Source organism: Enterobacteriaceae bacterium Kacie_13, from assembly GCA_013457415.1.
Taxonomy (GTDB): Bacteria; Pseudomonadota; Gammaproteobacteria; order Enterobacterales; family Enterobacteriaceae; genus Rahnella.
This window is the reverse complement of the sequence record CP045665.1, coordinates 1,638,446-1,654,301: the sequence shown is the minus strand read 5'-3', so window position 1 is coordinate 1,654,301 and position 15,856 is coordinate 1,638,446. Positions and strand designations below refer to the sequence as shown.

Annotated in this window: 9 protein-coding genes; 3 read left to right on the top strand and 6 right to left on the bottom strand. The window is 53.6% G+C overall.

Annotated features, from left to right (window positions below):
* Positions 1-59 precede the first annotated feature (59 nt).
* The 6 genes from GE278_07520 to lrp all read right to left on the bottom strand — a co-directional run bounded on the left by GE278_07520 (position 60) and on the right by lrp (position 10,484).
* Positions 60-2,516 (bottom strand): molybdopterin-dependent oxidoreductase, encoded by a 2,457-nt coding sequence (locus GE278_07520; GenBank protein ID QLK60619.1) that lies wholly within the window; start codon positions 2,514-2,516, stop codon positions 60-62.
* A gap of 286 nt (positions 2,517-2,802) precedes the next feature.
* Complete coding sequence (gene serS, locus GE278_07515) at positions 2,803-4,095, bottom strand: serine--tRNA ligase (GenBank protein QLK60618.1); 1,293 nt, start codon at positions 4,093-4,095, stop codon at positions 2,803-2,805.
* 106 nt (positions 4,096-4,201) lie between these two features.
* The gene (locus tag GE278_07510; protein QLK60617.1) at positions 4,202-5,545 is read right to left on the bottom strand and encodes an AAA family ATPase; all 1,344 of its coding nucleotides are present in this window, start codon (positions 5,543-5,545) and stop codon (positions 4,202-4,204) included.
* Between the two features lie 7 nt (positions 5,546-5,552).
* Positions 5,553-6,164 carry an outer membrane lipoprotein chaperone LolA gene (lolA, locus tag GE278_07505; protein QLK60616.1) on the bottom strand — a complete coding sequence of 204 codons (612 nt, stop codon included), beginning with the start codon at positions 6,162-6,164 and terminating at the stop codon, positions 5,553-5,555.
* Positions 6,165-6,360: 196 nt separating this feature from the next.
* Complete coding sequence (locus tag GE278_07500; protein QLK60615.1) at positions 6,361-9,867, bottom strand: cell division protein FtsK; 3,507 nt, start codon at positions 9,865-9,867, stop codon at positions 6,361-6,363.
* Between the two features lie 122 nt (positions 9,868-9,989).
* Positions 9,990-10,484, bottom strand: a complete 495-nt coding sequence (lrp, locus tag GE278_07495) for a leucine-responsive transcriptional regulator Lrp (GenBank protein ID QLK60614.1) — start codon at positions 10,482-10,484, stop codon at positions 9,990-9,992.
* A gap of 730 nt (positions 10,485-11,214) precedes the next feature.
* On the opposite strand from lrp, the gene trxB reads away from it, so the two are divergent.
* The 3 genes from trxB (at position 11,215) to cydC (ending at position 15,821) form a co-directional block, all read left to right on the top strand.
* On the top strand, positions 11,215-12,183 hold the full coding sequence (gene trxB / locus GE278_07490) for a thioredoxin-disulfide reductase (GenBank protein ID QLK60613.1): 969 nt from the start codon (positions 11,215-11,217) through the stop codon (positions 12,181-12,183).
* A 147-nt stretch (positions 12,184-12,330) separates the two neighbouring features.
* Positions 12,331-14,097 (top strand): cysteine/glutathione ABC transporter permease/ATP-binding protein CydD, encoded by a 1,767-nt coding sequence (gene cydD / locus GE278_07485; GenBank protein QLK60612.1) that lies wholly within the window; start codon positions 12,331-12,333, stop codon positions 14,095-14,097.
* 2 nt (positions 14,098-14,099) lie between these two features.
* Positions 14,100-15,821: a cysteine/glutathione ABC transporter ATP-binding protein/permease CydC gene (gene cydC / locus GE278_07480; protein QLK60611.1), complete on the top strand. Its 1,722-nt coding sequence runs from the start codon at positions 14,100-14,102 to the stop codon at positions 15,819-15,821.
* Positions 15,822-15,856 lie beyond the last annotated feature (35 nt).

Here is a 15,856-nt window from a genome sequence, read left to right as displayed (position 1 = left end):
CCGAAGGACGGAAATTTAACAACCATGTCAATGAACCTGACTCCTGGGATGTAGCTTCTTTAGACTTTTTCTATCTGAATCAGATTCGTATGCTGAGGATTCCCTTTAGCCAGCGGGGACGGGCGCTGGGTTGTCAGCGTGTTCATGCAAGCGCCGTGATCAACACGATCGCCGCTCATATTGGCCTGATGCCATGCCCCCTGCCCCATCGCCACTACGCCGGGAATAATGCGCGGTGTGACCTTCGCCGCTACGCGTACTTCCCCACGATCGTTGAAGACTTTCACTTTGTCGCCGTTTTGAATGCCACGGGTTTTGGCGTCCAGTGGGTTAATCCAGACTTCCTGACGACAGGCCGCCTGCAACACGTCGATGTTGCCGTAGGTGGAGTGAGTACGCGCTTTATAGTGGAAGCCAAACATCTGTAACGGGAACTGGCTGCGTTTGGGGTCGTCCCAGCCTTCAAAGGTTGAGGCATAGATCGGCAGCGGGCTGATGGTTTCGTCTTTTTGCAGTTCCCATTCACTGGCGATTTTGGCCAGCGCGGAAGAGTAAATTTCGATTTTTCCTGAAGGCGTTTTCAGCGGGTTAGCAACAGGATCCTGACGGAATTTTTTGTAGGCCACGAAATGACCGGCAGGGTCTTTACGCTTATAAATACCCATCTCGCGCAGTTCTTCATACGCAGGTAACGCCGGGTCTTTCGCCAGCATTTTGGCATACAAAAACTGCAACCATTCCCGCTGATTACGGCCTTCGGTGAATTTGTCGTAAATATCCGGGCCAAGACGACGCGCCACTTCACTCATCATCTCGTAAATGCCTTTGCGCTCAAATTTGGCAGAAGTCGCGGGCTGGATGAAAATCAGATATCCCATATTGCCGGCGTATTCATTAGGAATAATGTCTTCCTGTTCGACAGTCATGAGGTCAGGCAGCAGGATATCGGCATACTTAGCCGAAGAGGTCATGAAGTTTTCCAGCACCACGATCATCTCGCACTGCGAGTCGTCCTGCAGAATATCGTGAGTTTTATTAATATCGGAATGCTGGTTGGTGAGGGTATTACCGGCATAGTTCCATATGAACTTGATCGGCACATCCAACTTGTCTTTACCACGCACGCCATCAGCTTTGGCGGTCATTTCCGGGCCGCGTGCGATGGCATCCGTCCAACTGAAGCAGGAGATCTGGGTTTCCACCGGGTTTTCCAGTACCGGCATACGTTCGATGGTGATGGTGTACGTCGATTCACGTGCGCCGCTGTTACCGCCGTTAATGCCGACGTTACCGGTCAAAATCGGCAACATAGCGATGGCGCGGGACGTCAGCTCGCCGTTGGCCTGGCGCTGCGGGCCCCAGCCCTGAGAGATATAAGCAGGTTTGGCCTGGCCGATTTCACGCGCCAGTTTGACGATACGATCGGCTGGAATACCGGTAATACGCGATGCCCATTCCGGCGTTTTGGCAGTCGCATCCGCACCCTGTCCGAGAATGTACGCTTTGTAATGGCTGTTGGCTGGCGCATCCGCTGGCAGTGTTTTTTCGTCGTATCCCACGCAATACGCATCAAGGAAAGGCTGGTCCACCATGTTTTCAGTGATCAGCACATACGCAAGACCTGCGACCAGAGCGGCATCCGTTCCCGGACGGATCGGGATCCATTCATCTTCACGGCCAGCGGCGGTATCGGTGTAACGCGGGTCGATCACGATCATGCGGGCATTGGAACGCTGGCGCGCCTCTTCCAGATAGTAGGTGATCCCCCCGCCGCTCATCCGCGTTTCAGCTGGATTGTTACCGAAAAACACGACCAGCTTGCTGTTTTCAATATCAGATGTGCTGTTACCGTCGTTGCTGCCATAGGTGTATGGCATCGCGCAGGAGATTTGCGCGGTACTGTAGCTGCCGTAGTGGCTAAGGAAACCGCCGTAACAGTTCATCAGGCGGGTCACCAGCGAGGCGTAAGGAGAGGAGCGCGTTATATTTCCGCCTATAACGCCGGAAGTGTAATTGATATAAACGGCCTCATTGCCGTATTTACCGACGATACGCTTCAGGTTGTTGGCTATTTCATCAAAAGCTTCTTCCCAACTGATCCGTTTGAATTTACCTTCGCCGCGTTTGCCGACGCGTTTCATCGGGTAATTCAAACGCTCAGGATGGTTCATCCGCCGGCGGATTGAGCGACCGCGCAGACAAGCGCGAACTTGGTGATCTCCGTAGATATCGCTGCCGGTGTTATCTGTTTCAACCCAGTAAACTTCGTCATCACGCACATGCAAACGTAACGCGCAGCGGCTGCCGCAGTTAACGGAACATGTGCCCCAGACCACTTTATCTTCAGGCAGTGTGTTTTTTGCTTCACTCACGGCGGCAGCCAGCGCTTTACGACTAAAAGGCAGCGAGACACCGCCCGCAGCGATAGCCAGACCGGCTAGTGTCGAGGTTTTCATTAACGTACGGCGACTGATTCCGCTTTTCTCAGCGGCGATTTCTGGTTTTATTTCCAACATATTTCCGCTCCGTTAAGTGACTCCGTCATCCGTACCAGTGTTCACCGGCGTCATCAGACATTGACGAAGAGTTGAGCGGGCAGAAATGCGCAGGATTGGGAGTATTTATTTACCCACTCAGAATGCATGGATATTACTCACGATGGGGTAGGAAACTTTGTCTGCTATCAAAAAAGGAGGGATTGTCGCGAAGCAAACAGTGGAATCATCGTACAGCACACGGTTTTACCCATGAAAAAAGCGCCCTGAGGCGCTTATTCGTTATGTTATAGAATATACAGCGGGCTTAACCGATATATTCTAAACCGCCCATGTAAGGACGCAGTACTGCAGGTACTTCGATACGTCCGTCTGCCAGCTGGTAGTTTTCCAGCACAGCAACCAGAGTACGGCCAACAGCCAGGCCAGAACCGTTCAGGGTATGAACCAGACGCGGTTTTTTCTCTGTTTTGCTACGACAACGGGCTTGCATTCGACGTGCCTGGAAATCCCCCATGTTTGAGCATGAAGAGATTTCACGGTAAGTATCTTGCGCAGGCAGCCACACTTCCAGATCGTAGGTTTTGCTGGAACCGAAGCCCATGTCACCCGTACAGAGCAGCACTTTACGGTATGGCAAGTTCAGCAACTGAAGCACTTTTTCAGCGTGGCCGGTAAGCTCTTCAAGTGCCTGCATGGAATCTTCCGGGCGAACAATTTGCACCATCTCGACTTTGTCGAACTGGTGCATACGGATCAGGCCACGGGTATCACGACCATAAGAACCGGCTTCTGAACGGAAGCATGGCGTATGTGCAGTCATCTTCAGTGGCAGCGATTCTTCTTCAAGAATTTCGTCACGCACCAGATTGGTCAGTGGCACTTCAGCCGTAGGGATCAGCGCATAGTTACTGCTGCCCGCTTCTTCATCCAGAGGCTTGGTGTGGAACAAATCCTCGCCAAACTTCGGTAACTGGCCTGTGCCGTACAGCGTCTCATGGTTTACCAGATATGGGACATAGGCTTCCAGATAACCGTGTTGTTCTGTGTGCAGATCCAGCATGAACTGGGAAAGCGCGCGGTGCATGCGGGCGATTTGCCCTTTCATCACCACAAAACGAGATCCGGTCAGTTTCACCGCAGCCGCGAAATCCAGACCGCCAGCCATTTCACCCAGCGACACATGATCGCGAACGGTAAAATCGTACTGACGTGGAGTTCCCCAACGGCTCACTTCCTGGTTGTCGTTTTCATCTTTACCGGCTGGTACGGAATCATCTGGCAGGTTAGGAATGGCAGAAGCAATATCCCGGATTTCATTTTGCAATGCGTCCAGTTCAGCTTTCGCTGCATCCAGCTTCTCACCCAGCGTAGTCACTTCCTGACGCAGGGGTTCGATGTCTTCGCCACGGGCTTTAGCCTGACCGATAGTTTTCGATCGTGCATTACGTTCAGCCTGGAGAGTTTCCGTTTCTACTTGCAAGACTTTGCGGCGCTCTTCCTGAGAACGCAGCTTTTCCACATCGAGTTTAAAACCTCTGCGAGCGAGTTTTTCTGCAACTGCGTCTAGCTCATTACGCAGCAGATTGGGATCGAGCATGCTAATCCTGTACGTGTCGTTATTGAATGTTAATTTGATGGTGCACGCGGCTTTAAAAGGCAGCGCGTCAAAGAGTTATCAAGGTAACCTTACCGCAACGATAAAGTTAGCGGTAGCGTTTTGTCGGGCTATTTTGATCTTGTTCAGCAAGCCATGCCAGCTTTTCGCCGATCTTCCCTTCAAGGCCACGCGCGGTGGGATAATAATATTGTGTGCGGGCCATTTCCGGCGGGAAGTAATCTTCACCGGCAGCGTAAGCGTTCGGCTCATCGTGCGCATAGCGATACTCAGCACCCAACCCCATTTCTTTCATGAGTTTGGTCGGCGCGTTGCGTAAATGCTCCGGCACGTCGAAATCGGATTCCTCACGGGCATCGCGCATTGCTGCTTTGAACGCGCTGTAGACCGCATTGCTTTTCGGCGCACAAGCCAGATAAACGATCGCCTGAGCAATCGCCCGCTCCCCCTCCGCCGGGCCGACGCGGGTGAAACAGTCCCAGGCCGCAATCGCCACCTGCATACCACGCGGATCAGCATTACCGACATCTTCTGACGCAATCGCCAGTAAACGGCGTGCAACATACAGCGGATCGCCACCGGCGGTGATAATGCGCGCGTACCAATAGAGCGCGGCATCAGGGGAGGATCCACGGACTGATTTGTGCAGTGCAGAGATCAAGTCGTAGAAACGGTCACCTTTATTATCAAAACGCGCGCTGCGTTCACCGGCAATTTCAGTCAGCAGTTCAGGAGTTAATGTGCGGAATCCCCTGGCATCAATTTCAGCCATGTCAGCCATCATTTCTATACTGTTCAACGCACGGCGGGCATCACCATTTACCAGCTCCGACAGCATGCGCCGGGTTTCTGGCGGGACACGGATTTTTTCATTGGCGTAGCCGCGTTCTGCATTGGTCAACGCCTGATCGATAACTTTTTCGATATCTTCAGTCGTCAGCGATTTGAGCAGATAAACACGGGCGCGGGATAACAATGCGGAATTAAGTTCGAATGAAGGATTTTCAGTGGTCGCACCAATAAACGTTATAGTGCCATCTTCGATATGCGGCAGAAATGCGTCCTGCTGGCTTTTGTTGAAGCGATGGACCTCATCCACAAACAGAATGGTACGGCGTCCGGCATCGCGGTTTTGGCGGGCGCGTTCAATCGCCTCGCGGATCTCTTTAATACCTGAGGTGACCGCCGAAATGCGTTCAACATCTGCATTGGCATAGCGGCCGATCAGTTCTGCCAGCGTCGTTTTCCCTGTGCCCGGCGGCCCCCACAAAATCATCGAATGCAACTGTCCCGCCTCAATCGCACGCGGCAAAGGTTTGCCCGGCGCTAAAAGGTGCTGCTGACCGATATATTCTGCAAGGGTAACTGGCCGCATTCTGGCGGCCAGTGGCTGAAATTCATTATGGGAAAAATCGAGTGACATATTACTCAAAGGGACCTCACTGACGCTGGTCATCCACCGTCACACCCTGTGGTGGCGTAAATTTAAATTTAGCATCGTCAACGGACGCATTTTGCTCGCCTTTAAGGGCATAAGCACTTTTCTGGCCATCCTGCTCAATCGCAGAGAAGCTTTTAATAGTACCGGCTGGCGTAACGTTGATGGTGAACTGCTTCAGATTTCCGGTGGCCGCTTTCGGCGTTAACTCGAAATCATCACCTTTTTGCTTCACGTTATATTTCGCCCAGTCGCTGCTGTCATTACGCGTGATCAGCATGAAAGGCGTATTACCCGTGGCATTTTTCAGCCAGGTCGCCGTGACTTGCTCAACAAAGGGGTTGTAGAACCACAGCGTCTTGCCGTCGGAAACCAGAATACTTTCATCCGGCGTGGTCATGTGCCAGTTGAACAGATTCGGACGTTTCACCCACAGCTGGCCTTCGCCCTGCTGAACGGCTGCACCGTCATCACTCGTGACAGTCTGAGTGAAGCTCGCATGGAAAGTATTCAGTTTACCCAGGCGGGATTTGAGATCGCTGCTGGCATCCGCCAAAACGGAAGCGGAGGTAAATGCGGTCAGTAAACATCCTACCATTAACAATTTTTTCATTTTTATAATTACCTCAAAAATCCATAAACTTCAGACGATGCCTTTCACACCGGCAAAAGACGTATGGTGCGAACTCTATCCGAGGCTGAACGCCAGCGGTAGCTCAATCATCTGAAAAAACACTGTTTTACGCATCTTTGCACAAGGGTCGCATTCGCGACCCTTCCTAACAACAAACAAGCGAAACAGGCGTGATTTACTCGTGTGAAGGCGGAGCCAGCACTTCGCGGTTACCGTTATGGCCCGGTGTGCTGACAATCCCCTGCGCTTCCATTTGTTCGACGATACGTGCCGCACGATTATAGCCGATGCGGAACTGACGCTGAACGCCAGAGATTGACGCACGACGTTTATCAACGACGAAAGCCACGGCCTGATCGAACAGTGCGTCCAGTTCTTCGTCATCGCCGAGACCCAGCCCACCACCTTCACCCTCTTCTCCACCCGAAAGGATGCTTTCGATGTACTTCGGACGACCGCGCGCTTTCCAGTCCTGCACGACTGCATGCACTTCCTGATCGCGGACGAAGGCGCCGTGAACACGCACCGGAATCGAGGAGTTAGGGGCCATATACAGCATGTCACCCATCCCCAACAGAGACTCCGCACCGCCCTGATCGAGAATGGTACGGGAGTCAATTTTACTCGACACGGTGAACGCAATTCGGGTCGGGATGTTGGCTTTAATCAGGCCGGTGATAACGTCAACAGACGGACGCTGCGTTGCAAGTACCAGGTGGATCCCTGCTGCACGTGCCTTCTGCGCCAGCCGTGCAATCAGCTCTTCCACCTTTTTACCGACAGTCATCATCAGGTCAGCAAACTCATCCACCAGCACGACGATAAACGGCTCTTTGCCGAGGAATGGCGGTTCTGCCGCCATGCCATCGCCCGGTTTCCAGAACGGATCCGGGATCGGACGACCCATGGCTTCCGCTTCCTGAATACGCTCGTTGTAGCCAGCCAGATTACGCACACCGAGCGCTGACATCAGCTTATAGCGACGTTCCATTTCACCGACACACCAGCGCAACGCATTGGCGGCGTCTTTCATGTCGGTAACCACTTCGGTCAGCAGATGTGGGATGCCTTCATACACGGACAGCTCGAGCATTTTCGGGTCGATCATGATGAAGCGCACTTCTTCCGGCGTCGCTTTATACAGCATGCTGAGGATCATAGCGTTCACACCTACCGACTTACCGGAACCGGTTGTACCGGCTACCAGCAAGTGAGGCATTTTCGCCAGATCGGCCACCACAGGCTCGCCGGAAATATCTTTACCCAGCACGATAGTCAGCGGTGAAGGACTGTCTTTAAACTTCGCGCAATCCAGCACTTCCCGCAAATACACGGTCTGACGCTTTTTGTTCGGTAACTCAAGGCCGACATAAGGTTTGCCCGGAATAACTTCCACAACGCGAACCGCAACGGCAGACAACGAACGGGCAAGGTCACGTGACAGGTTTGAAATACGCGCAGCTTTGACACCCGGCGCCAGATCCAACTCGAAACGAGTGATGACCGGCCCCGGCAGTTTACCCACCACGTCGGCTTTAATGCGGTAATCGTTCAGACGCGCTTCAATAAGATTGCCCATTTGCTCAAGAGCAAACTCGTCCACAGGTTCAGCTTCAGCCGGTGGTGAAGTCAGTAAATCCAGTGAAGGTAAAGGCGTCGTCGGTTTCACCAGCGGTTGTTCATGACGCATCAGGAACGGGTGGATCAAGCTGTCCATATCCGGCTTCGCAAGAGACGGTGCCTGACGCGGCGCTTCATATTCTTGCGCATGTTGCACTGGCTGAGGCGACTGCGGACGCTGATACGTTTGCTGTGCAAATTCTGCAGGTTGCTGCTCGTCTTCTGTCTGAGCAGGTAACGTAAACAACGGTTCAGACGGCGTATCGTCCACCAGATCGGCCATCGGCGAGAAGCTAAACGCATCGTGCTGACTGAGTTTCATGGCCGCAGCAGCGAAGTCATCCGCCGCAGAGGTTTGCGCTTCCAATTGCGGGTTCTGCGAATGATGGTGCACAACCACACCGCTGTGCGGCTCAACGTCCTGCTGATAGCGTGACTGTTCGCGTGCCGCAAAGGCATTACGCAATTGTGCTTCCTGCATGGCGGCTTCATCATCAGGCTCTTCTTCGGTGACAGACTCACCATAACGCTGGTTTTGCTGTTCTGAAAATGCCTGACGCAGTGCGGCTTCCTGCATAGCTTCTTCATCCGCCTGAGCCTGTTCATCCTGATAAACAGGTTGCTGAGAGACGTGCTGCTGCGCCGCACTTTGTTCCTGTTCCTGCTGTTCGGCCAGACGCTGAGAAGGGAGTTTAATGCCGTAGGAAGCCAGCTCTCGACGGGTCGGAATACGCACAGGATTCGGTCTGGGTAATTCAGGGCCAAAACCTTTTTTGATCTGCGGATTTTCATCGCTGACTGCGCTGAACGCAGGCATGAAGGTGTTACCCGCAGAAGATGCGGCGGACTGCCCCGCCTGCGCCAGGCCAGTTGCCAGCGCAGCTGTCGCCGCCACACTCGCCGCGTGCGCGCTATCTGGGGTTGGTGAACTGAAATCGAACGGTGAGCGCGAAGTGGGTTCTGCCGCGGTTTGCCAGTTACCCATACGCGGGCCGTCCTCATCATTATGTTCTGCCCGCACCGGTGAAGGTGATTGCTGAACAGGCTGAGGATGACGTGGGACCGGCGTTTCTTCAGGAATTTCGAAACTGTAAAGTGGCGGTGCTGCCGTCGCAGGTGCCGAAGGCGGAGGCGCAATATTTGCAACCGGTGGCTCTGCCGCGTAAGGATCGACTGCACCCTCAGGGGCTACCGGTGCAGACTCAGCGACAACCGCAGCGGTAGGCGCAACCGGCTGAGCCGCTGCCTGATGGGCCGATGGGGTGGAGAGCAGTACATCATCTTCATCAACATCAGCTGTTGCGGCTTCCGTCGCTAAAGTCACTGCAGCTGTTGTTGCAGTGGCTGTAACCGGGGCCACTTTCGTCACCGGTTTTTCAGTATTTTCGTCTTCCAGCAACGGATCGTCATGCTCGTCGTAGTCGTAGTCGTAATCATCATCACGTCGCGAGCGATTGGTCACAATGTTGGTCACGCCCAGCACTGCCCCACCGATCTTCTCTGCGATAGTCAGCCACGACCAGCCGGTAAACAGCGTCAGACCCGCTGCCCAGACACAGAGCAAGACCAGCGTAGCACCGACGTTATTGAAGTAAGGCGTCATCGCCGTGCTCAGCAAACTGCCGATCACCCCGCCAGAGGCGAAGTAATAAAGGTCATCGATATTGACTGACGCCAGCCCACAAGACGTGACAATCAGCGCCAGCGTCCCGATAAGACGCAGCGACCAGGCAAAATAGTCGACGAAATCCTGATGATCGCGCTGACGGAAGGCCGCCCAGCACAGACACAGGATAATAGGGGGAATTGCGTAACCAAATACGCCGAATATGAAGAACAGCGTATCGGCCATCCAGGCCCCAACGCCACCACCCCAGTTATGAATAGGACCATGCCAGGCGGTTTGAGACCAGCTGGGATCCGAGGGGTTAAAACTCACCAGTGCTGCCATCAAGTACGCAGCAAAAATCGCTACCACAACCAGCAACGCCTCCAGAATACGGCGGCCATTGCTCAGTCTTTTCAGGGTAACGTCTTTATCTTCTGTATATTCCTGGCTCAAGAAAGGCTCTCCAGGTTCCTGTGAACTGAGAAAAAGCAACAGCGCCGAGAATTAACCCCGGCGCCATAGCTGTATAGATACACAGGAGTGTAGCTAAAAAAAAGAGGTTTTGCACCTGACAATTACCGGGTCTTAATGACCAGGCGATTCGTCTGTTTCACTTCTTCCATTACCACATAGGTACGGGTGTCGTTCACACCAGGAAGACGAAGCAATGTCTCACCTAACAACTTACGGTAAGCAGACATATCCGGTACGCGGGTTTTCAACAGGTAGTCGAAATCCCCTGAAACCAAATGACACTCCTGAATATCTTCGAGTTTTTGTACTGCCGCGTTGAACTGCTCAAACACATCTGGCGCACCGCGGTTGAGGGTTATCTCAACAAATACCAGAAGCGATGCATCAAGATAATGCGGGTTAAGCAGTGCGGTATAACCATTAATGAAGCCCTGTCGTTCCAGACGACGAACGCGCTCCAGACATGGCGTTGGCGATAATCCCACACGTTTGGAAAGCTCGACGTTTGAAATCCGGCCATCCTTTTGAAGTTCGTTGAGGATGTTACGGTCAATACGGTCGAGATCTTTTCCCGGACGTTTTTTGTTGTCTACCATTATTATTGTCTCTCTGCTGTCCTTCCCTGCACCTGCCTACCCCAGCCAACTTCAATGTCTAAGGGTTGTCCCAAGCGAAGACCCGATTATTAAGGTTTACGCATCCAAAAGCCGCGTTGATCCCCTGTCATAAGGAACACGACCAAAACCGGACACTCAAAAGAAATAACTCTGTGGAATTAATAGATTGCGAATTGCCAATCTGATTCACCAAACCCTCTCGCAACAAAAAAATCAAACAGCGTCACCAGAACGGGTCGGGTAGCAGCCATTTGGATAAATTCAAGTCACTGACAGGCAGTTGATTTCTTCTTACCCTGATGTTTTCGCAAATGCACAGCGGATTGTCAAAGTAAAAGAAGCAAAATCAGAAGAACGTGCCAGATTGAAAAGCCAGCGCCCCCTTTTTAGCTATGTTTTCTCTTTGAACAATAACAATTCAGTTCACGCGTTATTTCAGCCAAATCCGTACAACTTACCCTGATATGTGGCTAACTTGACGCGTTGTAGACAACATTCAACATGCCGTAGACCAGAGGCTTGTTGATTTTTTATGCTTGCCATCAATCAGTTACCTGACACATGGTCATGCGCGAAAACCTTTTTACGCGGGTTGCGCAGTAAAAACTATCAGACAAATCGCTAACAACATCTGAGTTTACTTTTTTTAACACGCACTTTTCCCTACAATCCCCTTATCGCTAGTCCCCATCGCGGAGATAGATTGCCCATGAGTACGGTTAAACACAGTAAATTATTGATTTTAGGTTCCGGCCCGGCAGGTTACACCGCAGCGGTTTACGCAGCGCGCGCCAACCTGAATCCTGTTCTAATTACCGGCGTGGAAAAAGGCGGTCAGCTGACCACCACCACAGAAGTGGAAAACTGGCCTGGTGATCCCGAAGGCCTGACCGGCCCGGCACTGATGGATCGCATGCATGAGCACGCGACCAAGTTCAACACCGAAATCATTTTCGATCATATTAACAAAGTGGATTTACAGAACCGTCCGTTCCGCCTCACCGGCGACAGCGGCGAGTACACCTGTGACGCCCTTATTATCGCCACTGGCGCCTCCGCCCGTTACATCGGTCTGCCGTCTGAAGAAGCATTTAAAGGCCGCGGCGTCTCTGCCTGCGCGACATGCGACGGGTTCTTCTATCGCAATCAGAAAGTGGCCGTAGTCGGCGGCGGCAATACCGCAGTGGAAGAAGCGCTGTATCTGGCAAACATCGCGTCAGAAGTGCACCTGATCCACCGTCGCGACAGCTTCCGCGCTGAAAAGATTCTGGTTGACCGCCTCAATGATAAAGTCGCCAGCGGCAACATTGTGCTGCATACCCACAAAACGCTGAACGAAGTGGTTGGCGATCAAATGGGTGTCACCGGCGCGAGCCTGATGGACGTGCGCACCGACGAGAAATCCCAGGTAGACGTTGCGGGCGTGTTCATCGCCATCGGCCATAGTCCGAACACCGGCATTTTCGAAGGCCAGCTGGAGCTGAAAGACGGCTACATCAAAGTGCAGTCCGGTTCGCACGGTAATGCCACACAAACCAGCATTCCCGGCGTCTTTGCTGCGGGCGACGTGATGGACCATATTTACCGCCAGGCAATCACCTCCGCCGGCACCGGTTGTATGGCCGCGCTCGACGCAGAACGTTATCTGGATGGCTTATCGCAAGCCCCGGATTTGTAATCCTCTTTTAGATCTCCTCCCGAATTACCCTAAATAATTCGAGTTGCAGGAAGGCGGCCACAGAGCCGCCTTTATATTTTCAGTTTTTGAACTCAGCATGTAACATGTTCAGCCTCCGAACCGGATAGCTGCGCAGACTGATGCCTGATGAATAAAACACGACAACAAGAACTTATCCGCTGGTTAAAACAACAAAGCTCACGCGCCAAAGGCTGGATCCGTCTGTCTATGATGCTGGGTTTACTTTCGGGTTTACTGATTCTGGCACAGGCATGGCTGATGGCCGGTCTGCTGCACAGCCTGATCATCCAGCACACGCCCCGTGAAGCACTGCTGCAAAGTTTCCTGCTGATGGCGCTGACCTTCGTACTGCGCGCCGTCGTGACCTGGCTCCGTGAGCAGGTGGGCTTTATCTGCGGACGTGTTATTCGCCAGGAGATGCGTAAGTTAGTCCTCGACCGTTTGGAAAAACTGGGGCCTGCGTGGATCCAGGGTAAACCGGCCGGCAGCTGGGCAAGCATCATTCTGGAACAAATTGAAGATATGCAGGATTACTATGCCCGCTATCTGCCACAAATTGCTCTTGCAGGGATTATTCCGCTGCTAATTCTGGTCAGTATTTTCCCAATCAATTGGGCTGCTGGCATGATCCTGCTGGTCACGGCGCCACTTATTCCGGTGTTTATGGCGCTGGTCGGAATGGGCGCTGCCGATGCCAACCGCCGTAACTTTGTCGCGCTTGCGCGTCTGAGCGGCAACTTTCTCGACAGCCTGCGCGGCCTCGACACTCTGCGGTTGTTCCATCGCGGCACGGCGGAAATCGCTCAGATCAAACGCTCCACCGAAAGTTTCCGCGCACGTACGATGGACGTGCTGCGTCTGGCCTTCCTCTCTTCCGCCGTACTGGAATTTTTCGCCTCTATTTCTATCGCCGTTGTAGCGGTGTACTTCGGTTTCTCGTATCTCGGTGAACTGAATTTCGGCAGCTACGGCACACCGGTTACCCTGTTTGCCGGTTTTCTGGTGCTGATCCTCGCGCCGGAGTTCTTCCAGCCGCTGCGTGATTTGGGTGCGTTTTATCACGCCAAAGCGCAGGCGGTCGGTGCTGCGGAAAGTCTGGTGACCTTCCTGACTGCTGAAAGTGCTGAACTGGGCGACGGCGACCAAAGCTGGCCAGCGGGACAAAAAGTATCGCTGGAAGCCCGCGACGTAATCATTCAGTCGCCGCAGGGCAAAACGCTGGCGGGGCCATTAACGTTTCACATTGAGGCCGGGCAACGTATTGCAATTGTCGGACTGAGTGGCGCGGGGAAAAGTTCCCTGCTGAATGCGTTGCTCGGCTTCCTGCCGTACCAGGGATCAATCATCGCAGGTGGCGTTGAGCTGAGCACGTTACGCAATGAAGCATGGCGACAACAGCTGAGCTGGGTGGGTCAGAATCCGCATCTGCCGGAACAAACGCTACGCGCCAATATTCTGCTCAATCAGCCGGACGTCACCGGGCAGCAACTTCAGTCAGCCATTGATCGCGCTTACGTGAGCGAGTTTTTACCGCTACTGCCACTGGGTCTGGAAACGGAGCTTGGCGACAGCGCTGCACGTTTGTCGGTCGGTCAGGCACAAAGGGTTGCTGTGGCCCGTGCCCTGCTCTCGCCATGCGAATTACTATTGCTGGATGAACCGACCGCCAGCCTCGATGCCCACAGTGAACAACGCGTGATGAGCGCACTGAATGAAGCATCAAAAGCACAGACATCGGTGCTGGTGACGCATCAGCTTGAGGATACGCGCGACTACGACGAAATCTGGGTGATGGACAAAGGCCAAATCGCTGAACGCGGTACCTTCGCGCAACTGGTTGCTCAGAACGGATTATTCGCCAATCTGTTATCCCAGCGCAGTAAGGAGCTGTAATCATGAAAATTCTTCTGCCTTATCTCGCTCTGTATCGCCGTCACTGGTTCCGCCTGTCTTTGGGTGTGATTCTGGCCATCGTGACGCTGCTGGCCAGTATTGGCCTGTTGACGCTGTCTGGTTGGTTCCTCGCGGCCTCTGCGGTCGCCGGTATCGCCGGTTTATACACGTTCAACTACATGCTGCCCGCCGCCGGTGTGCGCGGTGCGGCGATATTCCGCACCGCAGGTCGCTACGCCGAACGTCTGGTCAGCCATGATGCCACCTTCCGTGTGCTGGCACATTTGCGGGTGTTTACTTTCACCAAAATTATGCCGCTGTCGCCGGGCGGTATCGCGCGTTTCCGTCAGGCCGATCTCCTGAACCGGCTTGTTGCCGACGTGGATACGCTGGATCACCTGTATCTGCGCGTCATCTCCCCGCTGGTCAGCGCGCTGGTGGTGATTGTTCTGGTGACTTTTGGGCTGAGCTTCATGGACCTCAAACTCGCTCTGACACTTGGGGCGATTATGCTGGTTCTGATGCTGCTTCTGCCGGTGATTTTCTATCGTGCAGGGAAACCTGCAGGACGGGAACTGACAGCCTTGCGCAGCGATTACCGCACACAGCTGACCTCATGGTTACAGGGTCAGTCCGAGCTGGTGGTATTTGGCGCACAGCCTCGTTTTCGCCAGCAACTTAATGACATCGAACGCCGTTGGATGCTGCGCCAGCAGCAGCAGGCGAAGCTGACCGGTCTGTCACAGGCGATGGTGATTGCCGCCGCCGGTCTGACCGTGACGCTGATGTTGTGGCTGGCCGCAGGCGGTATCGGAACAATCGCGCAACCCGGCGCGCTGATTGCGCTGTTCGTGTTTACGCCGCTGGCTGCTTTCGAAGCACTGGGGCCGGTTGCGGCAGCATTCCAGCATCTCGGGCAAGTCATCGCCTCCGCGCAGCGCGTCAGCCAAATCATCAGTCAGCCTGCCGATGTGACGTTCCCGTCACAAGGTCCTGCCGCCACAGAACAGGTGAGTCTGTCACTCACTAACGTGAATTTCACTTATCCTGGCCAGCCGCTACCGGTGCTGAAAAACATTACGCTGGAGATTGCTGCGGGTGAGCACGTTGCCCTGCTCGGCCAGACCGGCTGTGGGAAATCTACTCTCCTGCAATTACTGACGCGCGGCTGGGATATCAACAGCGGCGCTATGAGCATTAACCGCCATGCGATCGCTGATTATGATGAGGCTACGTTGCGCAAGATGATTACCGTAGTCAGCCAGCGTGTTCATATTTTCAATACCACGCTGCGTGAAAACTTGCGCATGGCCTCGCCGCAGAGCTCTGACGAAAAGATTACAGACGTACTCAAGCAGGTAGATCTGCACGTGCTACTGGAAGGCGAAGGCCTGAACGCCTGGCTGGGTGAAGGTGGACGTCAGCTGTCGGGTGGCGAACAGCGTCGCCTGAGCCTGGCGCGTGCCCTGCTGCACGATGCACCGCTGTGGCTGCTCGATGAACCGACCGAAGGGCTGGATGCAGAAACGGAAAATCATATTTTGGCGCTATTGCACAAGCATTGTGATAATAAAACGCTACTCTTAGTGACGCACCGTTTACACGGTCTCGACAACCTCGACAGGATTTGCGTGATGGAGGAAGGTGAGATTGTCGAACAAGGCGATCATCAGACGTTAGCCGCCGCACAAGGCCGGTACGCGCGTTTTCTTGCGCGCACCTGAAGTCTGTCCCTGAATTATGTGGTGGCCTGTGAGTC

Bases quoted from the DNA above. Each gene is read 5' to 3' on its own strand.
- GE278_07520 (QLK60619.1), bottom strand. From the start codon at position 2,516: ATGTTGGAAATAAAACCAGAAATCGCCGCTGAGAAAAGCGGAATCAGT.
- serS (QLK60618.1), bottom strand. From the start codon at position 4,095: ATGCTCGATCCCAATCTGCTGCGTAATGAGCTAGACGCAGTTGCAGAA.
- lolA (QLK60616.1), bottom strand. From the start codon at position 6,164: ATGAAAAAATTGTTAATGGTAGGATGTTTACTGACCGCATTTACCTCC.
- lrp (QLK60614.1), bottom strand. From the start codon at position 10,484: ATGGTAGACAACAAAAAACGTCCGGGAAAAGATCTCGACCGTATTGAC.
- trxB (QLK60613.1), top strand. From the start codon at position 11,215: ATGAGTACGGTTAAACACAGTAAATTATTGATTTTAGGTTCCGGCCCG.
- cydD (QLK60612.1), top strand. From the start codon at position 12,331: ATGAATAAAACACGACAACAAGAACTTATCCGCTGGTTAAAACAACAA.
- cydC (QLK60611.1), top strand. From the start codon at position 14,100: ATGAAAATTCTTCTGCCTTATCTCGCTCTGTATCGCCGTCACTGGTTC.